This window comes from uncultured Brachyspira sp., assembly GCF_944390595.1.
Taxonomy (GTDB): Bacteria; Spirochaetota; Brachyspiria; order Brachyspirales; family Brachyspiraceae; genus Brachyspira.
On record NZ_CALXRN010000106.1, the window covers coordinates 1 to 20,745 of the forward strand.

Here is a 20,745-nt window from a genome sequence, read left to right on the forward strand (position 1 = left end):
AAATGATAATCTTTTCTTCAGTGCATTCCATAAAGAACATTTTTCAAGCCCTTTTTCTTCTAAAATTACATATTCTACATTAGATAGAATGTTTGAAATTCAAAGCGAAGTAATAAGAAACATAGCAGCAAAAGAAGAATGTGTAATAATAGGAAGATGTGCAAGCTTTATATTAAAAAATTTATACGAATGTTTTAATATTTTTATACATGCTCCAAATAAGGAAAGAATAGAAAGAATAACAAATCAATATGGAATAAAACTGGATCAAGCAGAAAATGTATTAAAAAATACAGATAAATACAGAGCGAATTATCATAAATATTATACGGGAGAAGAATGGGGAAATATGGTTAATTACAACCTAACATTAGACAGCGGATACTTTAGTGATGAAGATATATGCCAAATAATAATAGAAGCAATTAAATATAAAAAAAAAATAATAAAAATTTGAAAATTACAAAATATATTATTATATTTATAATAATCAGTAATTTGAAATTAAAAAAGGTATTTTATGAAAAATAAAGATATAAAAGATTTTTATGAAAATGACTACTTTTCTTATGAATCTCACTGTGATTTATGGGGAGATGAAAAGATATTATTATTAATAGATTTCGGAGATGTTCCAAATAAGTCAGAAATGCTGTTAAAACATATAGATAAAATAAATGAAATATTAAAATGGATCAATGAACATAAGCAAAATATTTCAGACTTTCTCATTTCAAAGCAATGTCTTACTTTAGCAGAAGAATGGGTTTCTACATGTGAAGAATTGGAAGAAAACACATATAAGAATCAATTAGGCGAAATAATAAATATACCTATAAAAGAAGAAGAATTTTTTAATGCTATGTATATAGATACATTATTAATAGATTTTGATGAAGATGAAACTAGGCCTGATACAACAATGCATATACTATTTGAACCAGATTATTTTAAACATCATTCATTAATAGTTTATGTTGATGGCGAAAGAAATATAGAATATGGTGATATAGCAGGATAATTTTAGCGTATCATTTTACCGATAATATTAGAGATGATTGGTAAAAATGATGAGTTAGAAATAGTACATACTCCTGTTATGTTAAAAGAGGTTTTGAGTTTCATACCTGAGAATGCCAAAATAGCTATTGATGCCACTTTAGGCGAAGGCGGGCATACTAAAGCTATGTTGGATTTAAATCTTGAAGTTCATAGTTTTGAAAGAGATAAAAATATCCTCGAAATTGCTAAAAAAAGATTACATGAATACAGCAATTTTCATTATTACAATAATACATACAACAAAATGACAGAATCCCTTGATAAAAGTATATTAGGCAATATAGACTTTATGCTTTATGATCTAGGGGTTTCATTATTTCATTTCAAAAAAGCTGAGAGAGGTTTTTCATTTAAAGATAATGTCAAATTAGATATGAGACTTGGAATAAATGAAAAAAGTGCTTATGATGTTATTAATTTCTACAGTGAAAAAGAATTAGAAAGAGTGTTAAAGGAATATGGAGAAATTCATAATGCTGCTAAAATCGCTTCAATAATAGTTAAAGAGAGAAATAAAAAAAACATAGAAACTTCAAGAGAATTAGAAAACATAATATTTCATAATACTGATAAATCAAAAAGATACGGAAAAATTCACCCGGCTACATTGGTATTCCAAGCTATAAGAATAGAAGTAAATGATGAATTAAATATACTTAAAGATTCCATATCTCAAATACCAAATATATTAAAACCAAATGGAATTGCCGCTGTAATTAGTTATCATTCACTAGAAGACAGAATAGTAAAGAACTTCTTTAAAGAAAATGAAAAGACAAAAAATAAAGAAGGCATATTTAAACTACTAAATTCTAAGGTTATAACTCCGACAAATGAAGAAATAAAATCAAATCCGGCAAGCCGAAGTGCTAAAATGAGAGTAATTCAATTAATATAAATTTTTTATGGAGAAAATATGAATAGGCATCAAAATAATACAGATAAAACTCAAGTAAAAGAAAAAAAAACCTACTCTATAGGTTCATTCTTTATTATTCTTCTTTTATTTGTAATCACTATAAGTATATTTACTTTTGCAAGAAATGTTAAAGCAAATGAGATACTTGTTGAAATATCTAAGCTGGATAGAGAAATAGAACGCTTAGAAAAAGAAGTAAAAGTATTAAGTGCCGAAGAAGCTGAATACTCATCGCCAAATAGATTCATAGAAACAGCAATTATGAATGGTTTTACATCTGCCGGAGAAAATAATAATAATGATATTTTATATTTAAAAATAGAATCTGAAAACAAGAAAAATTACCATTAATATTATTTTTAGTATATAATATATATTATAAAAAATAATATTAAATGGAATAAACAATGAAATTCTTTAAAGAACTTATAAAAAATTATAAAACTCAAAAACAATTAACAAAAGAATGCTTAAACTTAGAAATTAAGGGAATAGCTTACAATTCAAAATTAATCAAGAAAAACTATATATTTGTTGCTATAAAGGGATTAAAAGATGACGGACATAAATATATAGAAAGTGCTATCAATAATAAAGCAAGTATAATAATATATGATGCTTCTGCTGATAAAAATTTTATAAAAGAGTTAGAAACAAAATACAATAATATATATTTTGTATCTGTAAAAAATCCTAGAGAATGCTTAGCTTATATATCAGCAAAGTTCTATGATGAGCCTACTAAAAAAATAAATACAATAGGAATAACAGGAACTAACGGAAAAACTACTACTACATATTTATTAAAATCTGTATTGGAAGCCAATAAAAATAAAACAACTTTAATAGGCACTATCAAAAATATGATAGGAAAAACAGAAATTAAAACAAATTTAACTACTCCTGAATCTGTTGATTTAGAAAATATATTTAATAAATCATTAAAGAAAAATATATCTCATATCGTAATGGAATCATCATCGCAGGCACTTGCTATGAACAGATGCGATTATTTACAATATGATACAGCAATCTTTACTAATATAACAGAAGATCATCTTGATTATCATGGAGATATGCAGACTTATCTTAAAGCAAAGTTAAAATTATTCTCACTTCTAAAAGACAGCTCTAAAAAGAAAAAACTAGCCATAATAAATATAGATACTGATAATTTCAAGCAAATATCAAATTACATAAAAAAACTTGATATAAAAATGGTTACTTACGGACTAAATGAAAAAGCTGATTATTACGGAAAAATCATTTCTTTAAATTCTAAAAATACAGAATATGAATTTTATGCAAAAGGAAAATTTATATCAAAAGTAAAATTATCAATGCTTGGAAGATTCAATATATTAAATTCATTATCTGTTTTAGCTTACTGTTATGAATACAAACTTGATATAGAAAAATCTATAAAGGCAATGAAAAAAGTACAAGTAGCAGGAAGATTTGAAATAGTAACAAATGAAAAACATCCTTTTATAGTTGCTGTTGATTATTCTCATACTCCTGACAGTTTAGAAAATATTTTAGTAGAGGCTAAAAAATTAAACCCTAACAGAGTTATAGTGGTATTCGGATGCGGTGGGGATAGAGACAGAAAGAAACGCCCTATAATGGCTGCAATAGCAGAAAAATACGCTGATACAGCAATACTTACTACAGATAATCAAAGAACAGAAGATATTAATCAAATAATGAATGATATTGAAAAAGGATTTAAAAATAATAATTACAAAAAAATTATTGACAGAAAAGACGCTATATTTGAAGCAGTGAAAGAAGCCAAAGAAAATGATATAGTTATAATAGCTGGAAAAGGACATGAAACTTATCAAATATTCCCAGACAAAACTATACATTTTGATGACAGAGAAATAGCCAGAGAGGCTTTAGCTGAATTTTATAAAAATAAATAATTAAAATATAAAAGCTGCATTATATTTATAGTGCAGCTATTAATTTTGACCATAATATGAGTTTTTACCGTGTTTTCTAAAATAATGCTTGTCCAATAAATACTGTTCAACTCTTTTAACATCTTTATTTATTTGTATAGTTCTATATGCCATTTTAGCAACCTCTTCAAGAACAACAGCATTATAAACAGCATTAGCAACATCTTTTCCCCAAGCAAAAGGTCCATGCGATGATAATATAATTCCAGGTATATCCATAGGATTAATATTTCTTTCTTTTAATGTTTCTATTATAACTAAACCGGTATTTTTTTCATAATCGCTTTCTATTTCTTCTTTAGTTAAAGCTCTGGCACAAGGTATATCTCCGTAAAAATAATCTGCATGAGTTGTACCTAAAGCCAATATATCTTTTCTAGCCTGTGCCCAGCTAGTAGCATAACTTGAATGCGTATGAACTATAGCACCTATTTCAGGAAAAGCTTTATATAATTCAATATGCGTAGCAGTATCTGATGATGGTTTATATTTACCTTCTTTTTTATTTCCATCTAAATCAAGTATAACCATGTCATCAAATTTCATTGTATCATAATCTACACCGCTGGGTTTTATAGCAAACAGTCTGCTTTCTTTATCAATGCCGCTTACATTTCCCCAAGTGTAAATAACTAAATTTTTTCTTACAAGTTCAATATTACCATCGAACACTATTTTTTTTAATTCATCAAGCATAGTACACCTTTAATAGCATTTGCTTTCTATTATAAAAATAATATCTTATAATAGAAAGCAAATAAAATTTACATATTATGAACAAAAATATTATCTCATATTCCAATAAGCTTCATTCCATCTCATTTCTTTTCTAAAATCATTAACTTTAGTATTTTCATCTATAACTAAAAGTTCTATTTGAGCTATTTCAGCATAATCTGCTAAATAATCAACATTGATTGCATTAGAATAAGTAGTATGATGTCCGCCTCCTGCCAATATCCAAGCTTCAGCAGCTGTAATTAAATTAGGAGCAGGTTTCCAAAGTACTCTTGCCACAGGAAGTTTAGGGAATTTATTATCTTCTATTTTCACTGCATTAACAACATTAACAGCCATTCTAAATCTATTTCTCATCTCAACTATAGAAGCACATAAAGCAGGACCAGGCTGTCCATTAAATACTAAACGTGCAGGAGCTTCTCTGTCTCCTATGCCTAATTCATGAACCTCTATATTAGGTTTAGAATCTGCTATTGAAGGACAAATTTCAAGCATGTGAGCACCTAAATTCATCATATTATTTTCTTCAAAATGATATGTGTAATCTTCCATGAAAGAAGTACCGCCTTTCAAACCATTACCCATAACTTTTATTGTTCTAACTAAAGCAGATAATTTCCAATCTCCCTCAGCACCAAAACCATATCCAGCTGCCATTAATCTTTGAGTAGCTAATCCAGGAAGCTGCTTCATACCATGCAAGTCTTGGAATGTATTTGTGAATGCCTTAGCATTTTTATCTTTTAAGAATGCTTTTATAGCTATTTCTGTTTTTGCCTGTTCTTTTATATGAGAGATAGTATATTCTTTATTGTCTCCATAAACTATATTATAAGTATCTTCATATTCTTTCATAAGTTTATCTACATCAGAATCAGTAACTTGATTCATATATTTAACTAAATCTCCTACTGCATAATATTGAACAGACCATCCAAATTTAATCATAGCTTCAACTTTATCACCATCAGTAACAGCAACATCTCTCATATTATCACCGAATCTAATAATAGTCATATCCATACCGTCTATATAAGCAACTGCTGCTCTCATCCATATAGCCATTCTATCTTGTACATTTTTATGAGACCAATGTCCTGCTATAACTTTTCTAGGTATATTCATTCTTGAAGTAGCAAAACCAAATTCTCTATCTCCATGTGCAGATTGGTTTAAATTCATAAAATCCATATCTATTTTATCATAAGGTATTTCAACATTAAATTGAGTATTTAATTCCAACATTGGTTTCTTTAATACACTCAATCCTTTTATCCAAGTTTTTGCTGGAGAAAATGTATGCATCCAGCATATTACGCCTGCACAATTAACATTTGAATTTGCTTCATTTAATTGAGCTAAAATTTTATCAGAATCTGTTAATATCTCTTTGCATACAATTTTATATGGAAGTCCGCTATTATTTAGAGCCTCTACTATTTTTTTAGAATTAGCTCTTACTTCTTTTAAAGTTTCTTCTCCATATAGATATTGACTGCCTGTTAAAAACCAAAATTCATATTTAGATAAATCTATCATAATATTTTATCCTCCCAATAGTTAATTATTATTAATTAAATCCTCACTAAATCTAGCGAGTTCTTTATATTTTTTATATAATTTTTCATATATCTCAACATTTTCTTTTATAGGTTTATGTATCCTTTCAATACCAGCAGATATTGCATTTTGTGCTTCAAAAACAGTATCATATAATCCATAAGCCTTAGCAGCAAATACCGCAGCTCCTATAGCAGGTGCCTGATCATCTTTAGTTACATATATTTCTCTATTTGTTACATCTGCTAATATTTGCATACCCAATACACTTTTCCTAGCAACTCCTCCTATAGCCATAACCTTTTTAATTTCTATTCCGCCATCCTCAAAACATTCTATTATAGCTCTTGCCCCATAAGCAGTAGATTCCAACAACATTTTCATAAAAACAGGAGCATCAACACCTAATGACATACCAAATATAGTAGCTTTTAAATTTTGATTAGCAAAAGGAGTTCTTCTTCCATTAATCCAATCTACAGCTACAGGAGAATTCTCAGTAGTTTTTATTTTATTAGCCTCTTCCTCTAATAAAGGTAATATTTTCTTTTCAAACATTTCTGTTTCTTCTTCTGTAGTTTTTAATATATTTTTATAAGGCCACATCAATATATTTCTAAACCATGAATAATAATCTCCATAGGCTGACTGACCTGCCTCATAACCTATATAGCCTTCAACAACAGAGCTGTCAACTTGACCGCATATACCCTTTACTAAATTTTCTTTACCGCTAGGTATATTTCCAATTGTAACATCGCAAGTTGAAGTACCTATACTTTTTACTAAAACTCCTACATCAACTAATCCGCCAACAGCACCTATATGAGCATCATAAGCACCAACACAAACTAATACGCCCTCATTAAGTCCTAATTTTTCAGCCCATTCTTTAGTCAAATATCCTTCTATAGTTTCTGTTGAATATGTTTCTGTTCCCAAAGAGTCTCTTATATCCCCCATCTTAGTATCAAATTTATCAAAGAAACTTCTAGGAGGATATCCGCCCCAACTTTTATGCCACATGCATTTATGACCGGCTGCACATCTGCTTCGCTTTATAGTGTCAGGATTAGTATTGCCGCAAAGAATAGCTGTTATCCAATCGCAATGCTCCATAACTGTGTATACAGCCTCTTTTACAGCTTTATTGTTTCTAATGACATGCAAAGTTTTAGCCCAAAACCATTCTGTAGAATAAACTCCTCCAAGATATTGAGTATAATCTACATCATTGCTATGTGAAACTTCATTAATTTCATCTGCTTCTTTTACCGAAGTATGATCTTTCCATAGTATAAACATAGCATCTGGATCATCTTTAAACTTTTCACTCATTGCAAGAGGCATTCCATCCCTATCACATAAACAAGGTGTAGAACCGGTCGTATCTATACATATACCCCTAATTTTTTCTGATACATTACTAAAATTTTTATTTGCTATATCAAGTGCTTTATTAACAGCTTCTGTTAAACTTTCAATATAATCCAAAGGATGCTGTCTAAATTGATTTATTTTTTTATCACAATATAAACCTTTTTTCCATCTTTGATAATAACTTACATAAGTACCTATAACATTGCCGTTAAATGCGTCCAATATAACAACTCTAACCGAATCAGAGCCGAAATCTGCTCCTAACATATAATGCTCATTAACATTAAAGCTTTTCATTTTTACTATTCTCCATTTTCTGCAAATATTTTCCTAAAGGATTTTTAATAGAATAAAAATCCTTTAGGGTTTGAAATTATATTAAAGAACATTAATTAATTTAACTTAATCAACATTTGTTTTCTTAATAAAAAACGTTTGGAAAAGTATAAAGAATAAAAGAAGTATACCTATAGCTATTCTAGTCCACCATGAACTTAAAGTTCCTTGGAACATTATTAATGTTTGTATAACTCCTAATATCAATACTCCAAAAAGAGTGCCTATCACATTTCCAACTCCTCCTGACAAGAGAGTACCGCCTATAACACATGAAGCTATAGTATCTAATTCGCCTCCTTGTGCATGTAATGAATATCCGGATAACATATATAAAGAAAATACAATACCAGATAATGATGCTAGAAAACCATTGGTGGTATATACTATTACTTTTGTTTTCTTTACACCTAAACCCATTAACATAGCTGACTGTTCATTGCCGCCTATAGCATACAATGTTCTTCCAAATCTAGTATATTCAAGAATAATATATGCTGTAATCAATACTATTATTGCAATTATAACGTTAAAAGTTATAGAACCATTTATAAACGGTATTTTGAATAATGCTATTTTTTGAAATAACTCATTATTAATAGTTATAGATTCTGTACTAATTATATAACATAATCCTCTTGCTAAAAACATTCCTGCAAGTGTAACTATAAAAGGAGCTACATTAAATACACTTATAACTATTCCATGTACAAGACCAAATATAGTACCTACAGATAATCCAGCCAATATAACAATAGCAGGATTTATGCCAGCTTTTTCACTTAAATGTGCTACAACCATAGTAGTTAATGCTATTACAGATCCAACTGAAAGATCTATACCTCCTGTTATAATAACCATAGTCATGCCGGCAGCTGTAACCATCATAAAGGCATTATCTATAAAAAGATTATAAAACACTTGAGCAGAAAAGAATCCTCTAAATAATATGCTTCCTATTATAAACATTAATATAAATAAAGTGATGGTTATTAATACAGATATATTTTTTTTAATAAATGATATTAATTTATTACTCATATAATTTACCACCTTTCTTTGAAAATGGTTTTGCAACAAAATTTCTAAACTCTTCTGACTGTATCAAACTTATAATAAATACAACTATAGCCTTTATAACTAAAGTAATTTCTGGAGGAACACCGGTAGAATATATAGTTGTAGTTAAAGTTTGTATAATGATTGCGCCTATTACAGTACCCATAATATAAAATTTACCGCCGTTAAGTGAAGTACCTCCTATTACAACAGCTAATATAGCATCCATTTCAAATAACAATCCAGCATTATTAGCATCTGCACTTTTTACATTAGAACAAACTATCAATCCTGAAATAGCAGAACAAAATCCGCAGAAAGCATATGATATAAATAATATAATACTAGCTTTTACACCTGACAATCTGCTTGCCTCTCTATTGATACCTACAGATTCCAAAAATAATCCAAGTGCTGTTTTCCTAGTAAAAATTATAGTTAATACTATTATTACAACAGATATTATTATAGTAAAAGGTATTTTAAATATATATCCATTACCTATAAAGAAAAACGGAGCATAATAAACTGTTATAATCTCACCATTTGTAATAAGCTGTGCTATACCTCTTCCAACAACCATTAATATAAGAGTAGCTATAATTGGCGGTATTCTTATTTTTGATACTAAAAAACCATTCCAAGCACCGCATAAAACACCAACTAATATTGCTATAGTAATAGCCAAACCCATAGGATAATTAGAAACATAATTTTGTGTTCCGTCTGCAAGCAATACCAATTTTCCTCCTATTAAACTAGCAGCAACAGAACCAGTTATTGATACAATAGCACCTACTGATAAATCTATTCCCCCAGTAGCAATGACTAATGTCATACCTATAGCAACCAACATTATAGGAGTAGCTCTATGCAATATATCTATTAGATTGCCGTATAATCTATCTCCCATTATCTCTATCTTAAAGAAATTAGGTGTAAATATTAAATTATAAAGTAATATAATACATAAAGCTAAAATAGGCCAAAAATATCTATATTTTCTTAATTTATTTAATTTTTCCATAATTATTTTTCCTGAGCAATACTATTTAATATATTTTTTTCATTTATATCATTTCCCAAAAGTTCTTTTATCTTTTTATTATCTTTAAATATTACAACTTTATCTGATGAACGTATAACCTCTTCTATTTCAGAAGAAATAAATATAAATGACATACCTTTATTACTTAAATCCAACATCATTTTTTGTATTTCTGATTTTGCTCCTATATCTATTCCCCCTTGTAGGTTCATCTAATATTAATAATTCAGGATCTGTACAAAGCCATCTTGCCAAAAGAACTTTCTGCTGATTTCCGCCGCTTAAAAATTTAATAGGCTTATTAGCATCAACTGTTACTACATTAAGTGCCTTTATATACTTATCAGCCATTTCTTCTTGTTTTTTTCTATCAATATAATTAAATATTCCTTTCTTAGTCTGTAAAGCCAAAATGATATTTTCTCTAATACTTAAATCACCAATAATTCCTTCTAATTTTCTATCTTCCGAACAAAAGCCTATTCTGTTATTAATAGCATCTATAGGCTGAGAAAAATCTTTCTTTTCATTTTTTATAAAAATACTGCCTGTATCCTTTTTTACGGCTCCGAAAATAAGTTTTGCTGTCTCACTTCTTCCCGAACCCAACAAACCTGAAAATCCAACTATCTCACCCTTATTAATATTGAAAGATACAGGATTCATATAAGTCTTTTTTCCTATATTATCAATTTTAATAAAGTCATCTGCATTTTCATTATATTCTTTTTTTACTATAGAATTTGATATATCATCATATTCTTTTCCAAGCATTTCTTTTATTAAATTTAATTTGCTTAATTCAGAAGTCTTATGACTTCCAACCAATTTTCCATTTCTTAAAACTGTTATAGTATCTGATACTTTATATACTTGATCCAAAAAATGAGTTACAAAAATTATTCCTAAACCTTCATTTTTTAATCTTTTCATAATATCAAAAAGCTGATTAACCTCATTTTCTTCAAGCGATGATGTAGGCTCATCTAGTATCAGTATTTTGGCATTTAACTGCAAAGCCCTTGTAATGGCTATCATTTGCTGTATACCCAAAGAATAATATGATAGAGGTTTAGTAACATCTATATTTAAATAAAGTTTATTCACAGCCTCAAAAGCATTATCAATTAATTTCTTCTTATCAATGAATCCAAATTTTTTTGGCTCTCTGCCTATAAAAATATTTTCAGCAACAGTTAAATTACCGCATAAATTGACTTCTTGATAAACAGAACTAATTCCCATTTTTTGAGCATCTAATGGCGAATTAGGATATATCTTTTTACCTTCTAAAATAATTTCTCCGCCATCTAATTTATGTACACCTGTAAGAACTTTAATTAAAGTAGATTTACCGGCACCATTTTCCCCCATTAATGCACATACTTCTCCGGCATTTAAAGAAAAATTTATATCTTTTAAAGCCTAAACACCAATGAAGTATTTTTGTATATTTTTCATCTCTAAAATAGTATTCATAATATTTTCCTTTTTATTTGGATATTTAATTATATTTAATTAAATATCCAAACATATTAGAAATTCATATTAATATTGTCTATTAGGGAATTCTTGAGCTGCAACCTCAGCAGGGAATATACCTTCTTCTACATATAAAGACTTAGGTACTTCTTCTCCAGCTACTACTTTTTTAACTGTTTCCATTAATAAGTCACCAAATAATGGATTACATTCTACAGTACAATTAAGTTTTCCAGCCATCATAGCTTCAAAAGCACCTCTAACGCCGTCTATGGATACTATAACTATATCTTGTCCAGGTTTTTTTCCTGCTTCCTCTATAGCTTGTATAGCTCCTATAGCCATATCATCATTATGAGCAAATAATATATCTATTTTTGGTTCTGCTTTTAAGAAAGCTTCCATTACTTCTTTACCTTTTGCTCTAGTAAAATCACCTGTTTGAGAACGTATTATTTTGTAATTAGGATAGTTAGAAATTACTTCTGAGAAACCTTTTTGTCTGTCATTAGCAGGAGAACTTCCAACAGTTCCTTGAAGTTCAACTATATTTAATTGTTCTGAACCTCTGCCTAATTTATTCATATATTCTACTAACCAATTAGCTGCTTTTTTTCCTTCTTCTACAAAATCAGCACCTATAAAAGCTATATATAAATCATTGCTGCTTACTGCTACTCTCCTATCTGTAACTATTACTGGTATATTAGCTTGTTTTGCTTCCTGCAAAACTGCTTCAAAACCAGATTCCACTACAGGTGAAAATGCTATAACATCTACTTTTCTTGCTATGAAACTGCGTATAGCTTTTATTTGGTTTTCTTGTTTCTGCTGTGCATCTGAGAATACTAATTCTATATTAGCATTAGAAGCAGCTTCTCTTATAGATTTAGTGTTTGCTGTTCTAAATTCACTTTCAGCTCCAACTTGAGCAAAACCAAGAACTATTTGCTTATCTCCGCCGCTTGCTCCTGCACTATCTCCAGCACCTTTCCCGCCACCGGAACAAGAAACTATAAAAAACATTAAAGAACAAATAATAATAGATAATTTTTTAAGCATATTAAGCCCCCAAATATTTTATTTATATATTTTAAATTATATAAAAAGGAATATTGTTATATACTATAATTATTACTTTTATACTATATAAATGATTTATTTAAAAAATAATTCTTATAAAAATGATTTTTTATGCATAGATTTTTTAAACATTTTTTCTTTGTTTTGATAATAAATCAAATGTAACTGCTCCCAATAAAACCAAGCCTTTAACTATTTTTTGTATATCAGTTGATAATCCTACAAGAGACATACCATTATTCAATATACCCATAGTAAAAGCTCCAACAACAGCACCAATGATAGTACCAACACCTCCGGATGTAGCAGCACCTCCTATATAACATGCAGCTATAGCATCCATTTCAAAACCATCACCTGCTTTAGGTGTTGCAGAAGCATTCCTTGCTGATAATACTATTCCTGCTATAGCAGATAGAAGCCCCATATTAGCATATACCCAGAAAAATACTAATTTGGTATTGATACCAGACAATTTAGCAGCCTTAGCATTTCCTCCTAAAGCATATATCTGTCTTCCAGCAATTGTTTTTGTTGTTATAAAATGATATATAGCTATAAGTAAAGACATCAATATTAAAACTACAGGAATACCATTATATCTGGCTAATTTATACAAGAAAAACCATAATATAGCTAATATTACCAAAAGAACCAAAGCCTGCTGCCATTTTACAGTAGTAGGGAATCCATATTTAATTTTTCTTTATTTTTTTTGATTGCGGATAATATTATAAATACAGTTATTATCAAAGCTATTATAATAGGAACTAAATCCAATTTTATTGTTCCTAAAGTTATTTCTATATTAGGTAAGAAACCAATGGCCAAAAAAGTATAATCTTTAGGTAAAGGTCCTTTTGTCTGAGCTTGCAGCATAGTATATGTTAAACCTCTTCCCATTAACATAGTAGCCAAAGTTACAATAAAAGGAGGAATCGATAAAACAGAAACAAAAAATCCAACTGCAACACCAGATAAAGTACCTATAACTATTGCTGCTAAAAAAGCAACCGGCGTAGGCATGCCTAAATCAACAACAAATATAGCACTAGTAGCACCGCAAAGAGCAACTATAGAACCTACACCTAAATCTATATTACCAGTTAAAACGCATAAAAGCATACCTATTGAAAGTATAACGATATATCCATTTTGCATTATTAAATTATTTATATTAGTTGGTGATGCATTTTTTCCGCCTGTAAGAATATAAAATAAGAAAAATATAGCTATTAAAGCTATTATCATACCATATTGTTTTATGTCAATATTAATATATTTATTAGCTGTATTTTTAGTATCCATATAAAAGTATCCTCCATAATTTTATTTATTAATTATCTTTAACAATACATTTCATTATATTTACTTGATTAATATCTTCTTTTAATTCTCCTACAATTTTACCTTCACTTAGTACATAAACCCTATCTGACATTCCTATAACTTCCGGTAATTCTGAAGATATTATTATCACAGCTTTACCCATCTTTACTAAATCATTTATTACACAATATATTTCATATTTAGCCCCAACATCTATACCTCTTGTAGGCTCATCTAATATAAGTACATCCGGATTAGAAAGCATCCATTTTGCTAAAACTACCTTCTGCTGATTTCCTCCTGATAAAGAACCTACAACTTGATTTATTGAATTAGATTTCAAATTTAATAAATTTTTATATTCATGCGATTTTAATATTTCTTCATTATCATTTACAATACCAAACTTAGAAAAAGCTTTTCTTAAACTAGCCATTGTCATATTGTGTTTTATATCATCAATAAGCACTAATCCGTAAGTTTTTCTATCTTCTGATGTATATGCTATTTTGTTATCTATAGCATCCTTAACAGTTTTTATAAAAACTTCTTTTTCATGAATCTTCATATTACCGCTTATACGGTCTCCATAAGTCCTTCCAAATATACTCATAGCAAGCTCAGTTCTGCCGCTTCCCATTAAACCGGCTATACCGACTACTTCGCCGGCTCTGACATTTAATGATATATCTTTTAAAACATGTTTATTTCCATTAAATACATTCCAATTATTTATTTCAAATATAACTTTCCCTATTTGACAATTTTCTCTCTTAGGATATCTATTTGTTAATTCTCTTCCAACCATTCCTTTAATTATAGTATCTTCATCAAAATTATCTTTACCTTTATATAAGGTCTGTATACTTTGTCCGTCTCTAATTATAGTAATAGAATCTGCTATATAACTTATTTCATTTAATTTATGGGATATGATAATGCATGTAATACCTTCATTCTTTAATTGCTTAATTATTTCTAACAAATTCATACTTTCTTTATCATTAAGTGAAGCAGTAGGTTCATCCAATATCAATAATTCAACTTTTTTTGCTAAAGCCTTAGATATCTCTACTAATTGCTGCTTACCAACCCCTATACTATTAATTGGATCCATAACATTTTCATTTTCTAAACCTACAACTTTCAACATCTCTATAGCTTTTTCTCTGGTTTTATTCCAATCTATAACACCCTTAAAAGAAAGCTGTTCATTTCCCAAAAATATATTTTCAGCTATTGATAAATAAGGTATCAATGCCAATTCCTGCTGTATTATAACTATTCCTTTATGTTCACTATCTTTAATTTTTTTAAATTTACACTTTTCTCCTTTATAATATATATCCCCAGTATAACTGCCATAAGGATATACACCGGATAGGACATTCATAAGCGTTGATTTACCAGCACCATTTTCTCCGCATAGTGCATGTATCTCACCTTTTTTAACTTTTAAATTAACATTGTTAAGAGCTTTTATAGATGAAAATTCTTTTGTAATATTTTCCATTACTAAAATATAATCATTATCCATGAATGTCCTCCTTATAAAGTAAAATATTAGTTAACTTGAAGCTGTTCTTCTGTATAATATCCGCTATCAACTATTACAGTTTGATAGTTATCTTTATCAACAGCTATAGGTTCGCATAAATAAGTAGGAACTACTTTTATATTATTATTGTATTGATTAGTATCATTTACTTCTGGTTCTACACCTTTTAATACAGCATCAACCATACCGGCACATTTTTCAGCCAATATTCTTGTATCTTTAAATATAGTCATAGTTTGATGTCCGGAAATAATATTTTTTATAGCCATTAAATCAGCGTCTTGTCCTGAAATTAAAGGCCAATCCTCTCCAACTTTATAACCAGATGCTTCTAATGCTGAACGTATACCATAAGCAAAACCATCAAAAGCACTGCAAGCTATATCTAATTTTTGATTATTATAGTAGCCTGAAAGATAGTTTTCTGCCCATTGCTGTGCTGTTTCCTGAGACCATCTTAATATACAAGTATCTTGGAAACTAGTTCTTCCTGTTTTACATACTAATACGCCGTTGTCAAGATATGGCTGTAAAACTTCCATTATACCATTATATAAGAATAAAGCATTATTATCATCTGGAGAACCCATAAAGAATTCTATAGAATAGCTTCTATTTTCTTGTTTAGCTGTTTCTAAATTTTTAGCTTTTACTATATATTCAGCTATTTTAGTTCCTACACCTTTATTATCAAATGTAGCATAATATGAAACTGAATCAGTATCCATCAATAATCTGTCATAAGCTATTACAGGTATATTATTATTTTTTGCCTGCTCTAAAACATTAACTAATGCTTGAGAATCTACTGAGGCTACCACCAAACATTTTACACCTTTAGCTATAAAATTTTCAATTTGAGATACTTGTGTTTGAACATCATCTTCTGCAAATTGAATATCTACAGAATAACCCAATTTCTCTAAATTAGCTTTCATATTAGCAGCATCATTTATCCATCTTTCAGAAGACTGTGTAGGCATTGCAACACCAACTAAAGCTTTATCAGCATTTCCAGCTCCCCCAGAACAAGAAATTATAAAAAACATTAAAGAACAAAGAATAATAGATAATTTTTTTATCATATTATACCCCCAAATATTTTAGTTTATATATATTTTCTAATTATATAAAAATGAAGAATGTTATATACTATAATTATTACTTTTATACTACAAATTTGATTTATTTAAAAAATTATTTTATATTCTAGATTTTTAAATGATAAAATTAATTACCTTTTTTTATACAATATTCATCTCTAAATTTTTTAGGAGTAGTTCCTGTCCATTTTTTAAATATTTTTATATAATGACTCTGAGAATAAAAAGAAAAATATTGTGCTATTTCACCAAATGTATATTCACAATAAATAAGCATATTTTTTGAAAACTGTATTTTTTCTCTCTGTATATAATCTTTTATTGTAATGCCTTCTTGTTTACTGAATACTCTTGAAAGATACTCAGAATTTGTATAAAGTTTTTTTGCTATGTCTTTAACAACTATTTTTTTATTGATATTCTTAATGATTATCTCTTTACACTGATTTACTAAATAATTCTTATTATCAATATATTCATTATTTTTTTGATTGTATACAAATTGAGCAAAATAAAAATGAGCTTCTCTTTCTATAGACTGTATATGTTCTATTTTATTAGTATCTTCTAATTTTCTTACAAAATTATCGCAAATTGAAAAAGCAATCTCAGATGAAATACCTCCGTCTATAGCTGCCCTGCTTGATAAACATATATGGCATATAGCTACATTTTTATATGAACGAATTTTATCTTTAGCCATAGTACCATATTGTCCTATAAACTTCTCATCTAAACTTTGTTTTAAACCTTGTAAATCTCCATTTCTAATACTTTCTAATATTCTTAACTCTCTATCATATGGATTATGAAAAGTATTATTAGAGTAAATATTTATATATGTATCTGTAATTCCTTTATTAATGTTATGTAATAAATCATCATTTACAAAATTTTTAATAAGCATCTCATCATAAGAAATACTAGTATCATTATATAAGTTATGTACAAATAAAATTTCTTCACAAAATATATCTAAAGGAATTTCATGTATATTATTTGCATTATTATATCCTGAATATATGCAATTAGGCCCTATTATGATTTTTTTATCATCCAGGATGAAGGATGAATAAACAATATTATCTTTATCTATATATAAAATAGGATAATATTTATTAGCATTTGTTAAAAGATAATTTTGAAGTTTTGCATCTATAATATTATTTTTTTGTATACCTATAGTTTTTTCTTCAATATTATATAAGTTATATATTCTAATAGGAGATTAAATCATTTTTAAAATATGACTGCATATATATTCTATATTCATCCTAATTTAAAGTATATAAACTTATCATAAATATTCAATATTATAAATATAATATTATTAGTAAAAATACTTGAATAAAATAAATACACTACATTCCAAACATACCAAGTATTGAAACTAATAAATAGTCAGTTACAAGAATTATCATAAAGCTATAAACAACACTTGTAGTAGTAGCTTTACCAACACCCTCAGCACCGCCGGAAGTTCTAAAACCATAGAAACATGATATAAGCATAACTTCAGCACCAAATATAGTTGACTTGATTAAACTTCCTATAAAATCCCCAATAGTAATAACAGCAATCGCCCTATCAAAATAATGCATAGGATCGCTATGTAAAACAAATACGGTAACAATAGCACCTCCTAAAACACCTATAACATCGGCAGAAACTGTAAGCATAGGCAAAGATATAACAGCAGCCCAAAATCTAGGTACAGCAACATACTCTATCGGATTGGTATATAAAGTTTTTAAAGCATCAAGCTGTTCGCTTACCTGCATAGTTCCTATTTCGGCAGTAACAGAACTTCCTACCCTTCCTGCAAAAATTAAAGCTAGAAGCATAGGTGATAACTCTTTAACCATAGCCTTACCAACCATAGAACCTACAAACTGAGATATACCTTTTAATACGCTATCCAAAACAACGGCTATTTGCAATGACATAACCATACCAGTACAAAGAACGGTAACACCGGCAACAATAAAGGAATCTACTCCCATCCTTACTATTTGTTCTCTTAAAAGTTTAAAAGAGAAATTTGGCTTGAAAGTATATTTAAATATCTCTAATAGTAAATTAGCAAATTCTCCCAATGTAGCTAAAAAATAAGTTATCTTATTTTTAATTCCTTTACGTAATTCTATTTTTACATCAAATAATTCCATAATAAAATTACTCCTTCTCATAAGGTTTTATATTTTCAAATCTAGTTTGATCTGCTATGAAATTAAGAGGCAGTCCATCAAGTATAGCACCATTTCTATGTTTTGCAAGTATTACTTCTACTTGATTTGTCCTATCATCAATAACTTCATCTTCTTTATTCTCTTTATTTGGTCTTTGCCTATGCAAAAACATAACTATATCAGCATCCTGCTCTATAGATCCTGACTCTCTAAGATCAGAAAGTCTAGGTTTATCCTGTCTTTGTTCAACAGCCCTTGAAAGCTGTGCTAAAGATATAACAGGTACATTAAGCTCTTTAGCTAATGCTTTAAGTCCTCTTGAAATATCTGCTATTTCCTGCTCTCTTGTTCCATTTCTTCTAGACTGAGTGCCGGAATGAATTAACTGCAAATAGTCAACAACTACAAGTTTTAAATCAATATTTTTTCCGGAAGTTTTGCTCATCTCAGCAAATTTATATTTCATCTGTCTAGCTTTTCCGCGTATCTCCATTATAGTTAATTGGCTTGAATCATCTATTAAAAGATTTGCCTGAGATAAACTATTAAATGTATTTCCAAGTTTAACCCATTCTTGTTTTTCTAAATCACCAGACCTTATTCTTGATAAACTTATTCTAGCCTTGCTTGCAATCAATCTTTCTACAAGCTGCATTCTGCTCATTTCAAGTGAAAAAAATCCTATTCCAAAACCAGCTGTCTCAATGTTTGTTATAACATGCTCAACTATATTAAGAGCAAAACTAGTTTTACCTACAGAAGGTCTTGCTGCAAGTATTATTAAGTCAGAAGGCTGAAACCCATGAGTTACTTTATCCAATCCTATAAAACCGGAAGGAACTCCTGTAACTGTACCTTTATGTTTTTTTCTGCTTTCTATAGTAGTTAAAGCTTCATATAATAAATCTCTAATATGAATAAAGTCATTATCTAATCTTCTTTGAGTAATCTCAAAAATTTTCTTTTCAGCAAAATCTGCTATCTCTTTTGTTTCAGAATCTTTTGCCTCATAAGCTGACTTTTGTATATCCTGAGTTGCATTTATCAAATCTCTCAGTAATGATTTTTCTGCTATAATCTCAGCATAATATTTAGCATTCTGATGGAATGGAGTACCATCTATAATACGCATTAAATATGCTTCATCATTTTGAATAATTTTTTCAAATAAATTATTTTCTTTAAGATATCTTAAAGTTGTTTCTGCATTTATAGCTATGCCTCTATTATGCATTTCTATAATGCTTTCATACAGCATGCGATTTCTTTCACTGTAAAAATCAGAAGACTTTATTTTGGAGAGAGATACCGATATGGCCTGAGAATTTTGAAGCATTGCACCCAATAGAGACTCTTCAGCCTCTATTGAGCATGGTGTATTATTCATTGAATATTATGCCTATTGTTAGTATTGGGACAATTATTAAGCTTGAGCAGCTTCTGCACTTTCTTCTTTTACTTCTTCTTGTGCATCCATATTAACTACTTTAATTTTTATATTAGCATTAACACTATGATATAATTTTATTTCAACTTCAAATTCGCCAAGTTCTTTAATATGTTTTTCCATATGAACATCGCGTTTGTTTATATCAATTTCTTTTTCTTTTAAAGCATCAACAATAGTCTGCTGACTAACAGAACCGTATAATTTACCATTTTCAGCAACTTTCATAGGTATAACTATACTGATATCAACTATTTTACCTTTAAGTATTTCAGCTTCCATTTTTCTTTTAGCTCTTTTTTTCTCTAAACTTTTCTGCATTTGAGCTAAAGTTCTTAAATTAGCAGCATTTTTTATTACTGCTATATTTCTTGGAATAAGGTAATTTCTTGCATAGCCGTCTTTTACTTTACATATATCACCTTCATAACCTAATGATATAAAATCTTTTTTTAAGATAACTTCCATTTGCCTTCTCCTTG

General features: G+C 28.7%; 21 protein-coding genes. 5 read left to right on the forward strand and 16 right to left on the reverse strand.

Annotation, left to right across the window (positions count from 1 at the left end; all coding sequences use genetic code 11):
* From Q0J90_RS05685 to Q0J90_RS05705, 5 genes are all read left to right on the forward strand, one after another.
* Nucleotides 1-457, forward strand: a 457-nt coding sequence (locus Q0J90_RS05685) for an AAA family ATPase (RefSeq protein WP_297276978.1), incomplete at its 5' end; no start/stop codon positions are given.
* A gap of 63 nt (nucleotides 458-520) precedes the next feature.
* Complete coding sequence (locus tag Q0J90_RS05690; RefSeq protein ID WP_297276979.1) at nucleotides 521-1,021, forward strand: DUF2262 domain-containing protein; 501 nt, start codon at nucleotides 521-523, stop codon at nucleotides 1,019-1,021.
* A gap of 33 nt (nucleotides 1,022-1,054) precedes the next feature.
* Nucleotides 1,055-1,960 (forward strand): 16S rRNA (cytosine(1402)-N(4))-methyltransferase RsmH, encoded by a 906-nt coding sequence (rsmH, locus tag Q0J90_RS05695; protein WP_297276980.1) that lies wholly within the window; start codon nucleotides 1,055-1,057, stop codon nucleotides 1,958-1,960.
* 18 nt (nucleotides 1,961-1,978) lie between these two features.
* A complete protein-coding gene (locus Q0J90_RS05700) occupies nucleotides 1,979-2,332 on the forward strand; it encodes a septation ring formation regulator EzrA (protein WP_297276981.1) in 354 nt (117 codons plus the stop codon).
* 56 nt (nucleotides 2,333-2,388) lie between these two features.
* On the forward strand, nucleotides 2,389-3,909 hold the full coding sequence (locus tag Q0J90_RS05705; RefSeq protein WP_297276982.1) for a UDP-N-acetylmuramoyl-L-alanyl-D-glutamate--2,6-diaminopimelate ligase: 1,521 nt from the start codon (nucleotides 2,389-2,391) through the stop codon (nucleotides 3,907-3,909).
* A 39-nt stretch (nucleotides 3,910-3,948) separates the two neighbouring features.
* Here the strand turns inward: Q0J90_RS05705 and Q0J90_RS05710 are convergent, their stop codons facing one another.
* The 16 genes from Q0J90_RS05710 to rplI form a co-directional block, all read right to left on the reverse strand.
* Nucleotides 3,949-4,644, reverse strand: coding sequence for an L-ribulose-5-phosphate 4-epimerase (locus Q0J90_RS05710; protein WP_297276983.1), 696 nt, complete (start codon nucleotides 4,642-4,644; stop codon nucleotides 3,949-3,951).
* A 90-nt stretch (nucleotides 4,645-4,734) separates the two neighbouring features.
* Nucleotides 4,735-6,228 carry an L-arabinose isomerase gene (araA, locus tag Q0J90_RS05715; RefSeq protein ID WP_297276984.1) on the reverse strand — a complete coding sequence of 498 codons (1,494 nt, stop codon included), beginning with the start codon at nucleotides 6,226-6,228 and terminating at the stop codon, nucleotides 4,735-4,737.
* 21 nt (nucleotides 6,229-6,249) lie between these two features.
* Nucleotides 6,250-7,926, reverse strand: a complete 1,677-nt coding sequence (locus Q0J90_RS05720; RefSeq protein ID WP_297276985.1) for a ribulokinase — start codon at nucleotides 7,924-7,926, stop codon at nucleotides 6,250-6,252.
* A gap of 105 nt (nucleotides 7,927-8,031) precedes the next feature.
* Nucleotides 8,032-9,006 carry a galactofuranose ABC transporter, permease protein YjfF gene (gene yjfF / locus Q0J90_RS05725; protein ID WP_297276986.1) on the reverse strand — a complete coding sequence of 325 codons (975 nt, stop codon included), beginning with the start codon at nucleotides 9,004-9,006 and terminating at the stop codon, nucleotides 8,032-8,034.
* A complete protein-coding gene (locus tag Q0J90_RS05730) occupies nucleotides 8,999-10,051 on the reverse strand; it encodes an ABC transporter permease (protein WP_297276987.1) in 1,053 nt (350 codons plus the stop codon). The genes yjfF and Q0J90_RS05730 overlap by 8 nt, the downstream gene beginning before the upstream one ends.
* A 2-nt stretch (nucleotides 10,052-10,053) precedes the next feature.
* A complete protein-coding gene (locus tag Q0J90_RS05735; protein WP_297276988.1) occupies nucleotides 10,054-10,206 on the reverse strand; it encodes a hypothetical protein in 153 nt (50 codons plus the stop codon).
* 7 nt (nucleotides 10,207-10,213) lie between these two features.
* The gene (locus Q0J90_RS05740; RefSeq protein WP_297276997.1) at nucleotides 10,214-11,485 is read right to left on the reverse strand and encodes a sugar ABC transporter ATP-binding protein; all 1,272 of its coding nucleotides are present in this window, start codon (nucleotides 11,483-11,485) and stop codon (nucleotides 10,214-10,216) included.
* A 135-nt stretch (nucleotides 11,486-11,620) separates the two neighbouring features.
* On the reverse strand, nucleotides 11,621-12,616 hold the full coding sequence (locus Q0J90_RS05745; protein ID WP_297276989.1) for an ABC transporter substrate-binding protein: 996 nt from the start codon (nucleotides 12,614-12,616) through the stop codon (nucleotides 11,621-11,623).
* A 145-nt stretch (nucleotides 12,617-12,761) separates the two neighbouring features.
* Nucleotides 12,762-13,295: a hypothetical protein gene (locus Q0J90_RS05750; protein ID WP_297276990.1), complete on the reverse strand. Its 534-nt coding sequence runs from the start codon at nucleotides 13,293-13,295 to the stop codon at nucleotides 12,762-12,764.
* A 14-nt stretch (nucleotides 13,296-13,309) separates the two neighbouring features.
* Nucleotides 13,310-13,945: a hypothetical protein gene (locus Q0J90_RS05755; protein ID WP_297276991.1), complete on the reverse strand. Its 636-nt coding sequence runs from the start codon at nucleotides 13,943-13,945 to the stop codon at nucleotides 13,310-13,312.
* Nucleotides 13,946-13,973: 28 nt separating this feature from the next.
* On the reverse strand, nucleotides 13,974-15,503 hold the full coding sequence (locus Q0J90_RS05760; RefSeq protein WP_297276992.1) for an ATP-binding cassette domain-containing protein: 1,530 nt from the start codon (nucleotides 15,501-15,503) through the stop codon (nucleotides 13,974-13,976).
* A 26-nt stretch (nucleotides 15,504-15,529) separates the two neighbouring features.
* On the reverse strand, nucleotides 15,530-16,609 hold the full coding sequence (gene chvE, locus Q0J90_RS05765; RefSeq protein ID WP_297276993.1) for a multiple monosaccharide ABC transporter substrate-binding protein: 1,080 nt from the start codon (nucleotides 16,607-16,609) through the stop codon (nucleotides 15,530-15,532).
* 145 nt (nucleotides 16,610-16,754) lie between these two features.
* The gene (locus Q0J90_RS05770; protein WP_297276994.1) at nucleotides 16,755-17,534 is read right to left on the reverse strand and encodes an AraC family transcriptional regulator; all 780 of its coding nucleotides are present in this window, start codon (nucleotides 17,532-17,534) and stop codon (nucleotides 16,755-16,757) included.
* 454 nt (nucleotides 17,535-17,988) lie between these two features.
* Nucleotides 17,989-18,795 carry an ABC transporter permease gene (locus Q0J90_RS05775; protein ID WP_297276995.1) on the reverse strand — a complete coding sequence of 269 codons (807 nt, stop codon included), beginning with the start codon at nucleotides 18,793-18,795 and terminating at the stop codon, nucleotides 17,989-17,991.
* A 7-nt stretch (nucleotides 18,796-18,802) separates the two neighbouring features.
* Nucleotides 18,803-20,203, reverse strand: coding sequence for a replicative DNA helicase (gene dnaB / locus Q0J90_RS05780; RefSeq protein WP_297276996.1), 1,401 nt, complete (start codon nucleotides 20,201-20,203; stop codon nucleotides 18,803-18,805).
* 36 nt (nucleotides 20,204-20,239) lie between these two features.
* The gene (gene rplI, locus Q0J90_RS05785; protein WP_297276998.1) at nucleotides 20,240-20,731 is read right to left on the reverse strand and encodes a 50S ribosomal protein L9; all 492 of its coding nucleotides are present in this window, start codon (nucleotides 20,729-20,731) and stop codon (nucleotides 20,240-20,242) included.
* Nucleotides 20,732-20,745: the final 14 nt, after the last annotated feature.

Coding starts and splice junctions, on each gene's coding strand:
- Q0J90_RS05760 (WP_297276992.1), bottom strand. CDS start 15,503: ATGGATAATGATTATATTTTAGTAATGGAAAATATTACAAAAGAATTT.
- Q0J90_RS05720 (WP_297276985.1), bottom strand. CDS start 7,926: ATGAAAAGCTTTAATGTTAATGAGCATTATATGTTAGGAGCAGATTTC.
- Q0J90_RS05690 (WP_297276979.1), top strand. CDS start 521: ATGAAAAATAAAGATATAAAAGATTTTTATGAAAATGACTACTTTTCT.
- Q0J90_RS05735 (WP_297276988.1), bottom strand. CDS start 10,206: ATGTCATTTATATTTATTTCTTCTGAAATAGAAGAGGTTATACGTTCA.
- Q0J90_RS05755 (WP_297276991.1), bottom strand. CDS start 13,945: ATGGATACTAAAAATACAGCTAATAAATATATTAATATTGACATAAAA.
- Q0J90_RS05705 (WP_297276982.1), top strand. CDS start 2,389: ATGAAATTCTTTAAAGAACTTATAAAAAATTATAAAACTCAAAAACAA.
- Q0J90_RS05730 (WP_297276987.1), bottom strand. CDS start 10,051: ATGGAAAAATTAAATAAATTAAGAAAATATAGATATTTTTGGCCTATT.
- Q0J90_RS05745 (WP_297276989.1), bottom strand. CDS start 12,616: ATGCTTAAAAAATTATCTATTATTATTTGTTCTTTAATGTTTTTTATA.
- Q0J90_RS05770 (WP_297276994.1), bottom strand. CDS start 17,534: ATGCTTATTAAAAATTTTGTAAATGATGATTTATTACATAACATTAAT.
- Q0J90_RS05710 (WP_297276983.1), bottom strand. CDS start 4,644: ATGCTTGATGAATTAAAAAAAATAGTGTTCGATGGTAATATTGAACTT.
- dnaB (WP_297276996.1), bottom strand. CDS start 20,203: ATGAATAATACACCATGCTCAATAGAGGCTGAAGAGTCTCTATTGGGT.
- chvE (WP_297276993.1), bottom strand. CDS start 16,609: ATGATAAAAAAATTATCTATTATTCTTTGTTCTTTAATGTTTTTTATA.
- Q0J90_RS05700 (WP_297276981.1), top strand. CDS start 1,979: ATGAATAGGCATCAAAATAATACAGATAAAACTCAAGTAAAAGAAAAA.
- yjfF (WP_297276986.1), bottom strand. CDS start 9,006: ATGAGTAATAAATTAATATCATTTATTAAAAAAAATATATCTGTATTA.
- rsmH (WP_297276980.1), top strand. CDS start 1,055: ATGATTGGTAAAAATGATGAGTTAGAAATAGTACATACTCCTGTTATG.
- Q0J90_RS05775 (WP_297276995.1), bottom strand. CDS start 18,795: ATGGAATTATTTGATGTAAAAATAGAATTACGTAAAGGAATTAAAAAT.
- araA (WP_297276984.1), bottom strand. CDS start 6,228: ATGATAGATTTATCTAAATATGAATTTTGGTTTTTAACAGGCAGTCAA.
- rplI (WP_297276998.1), bottom strand. CDS start 20,731: ATGGAAGTTATCTTAAAAAAAGATTTTATATCATTAGGTTATGAAGGT.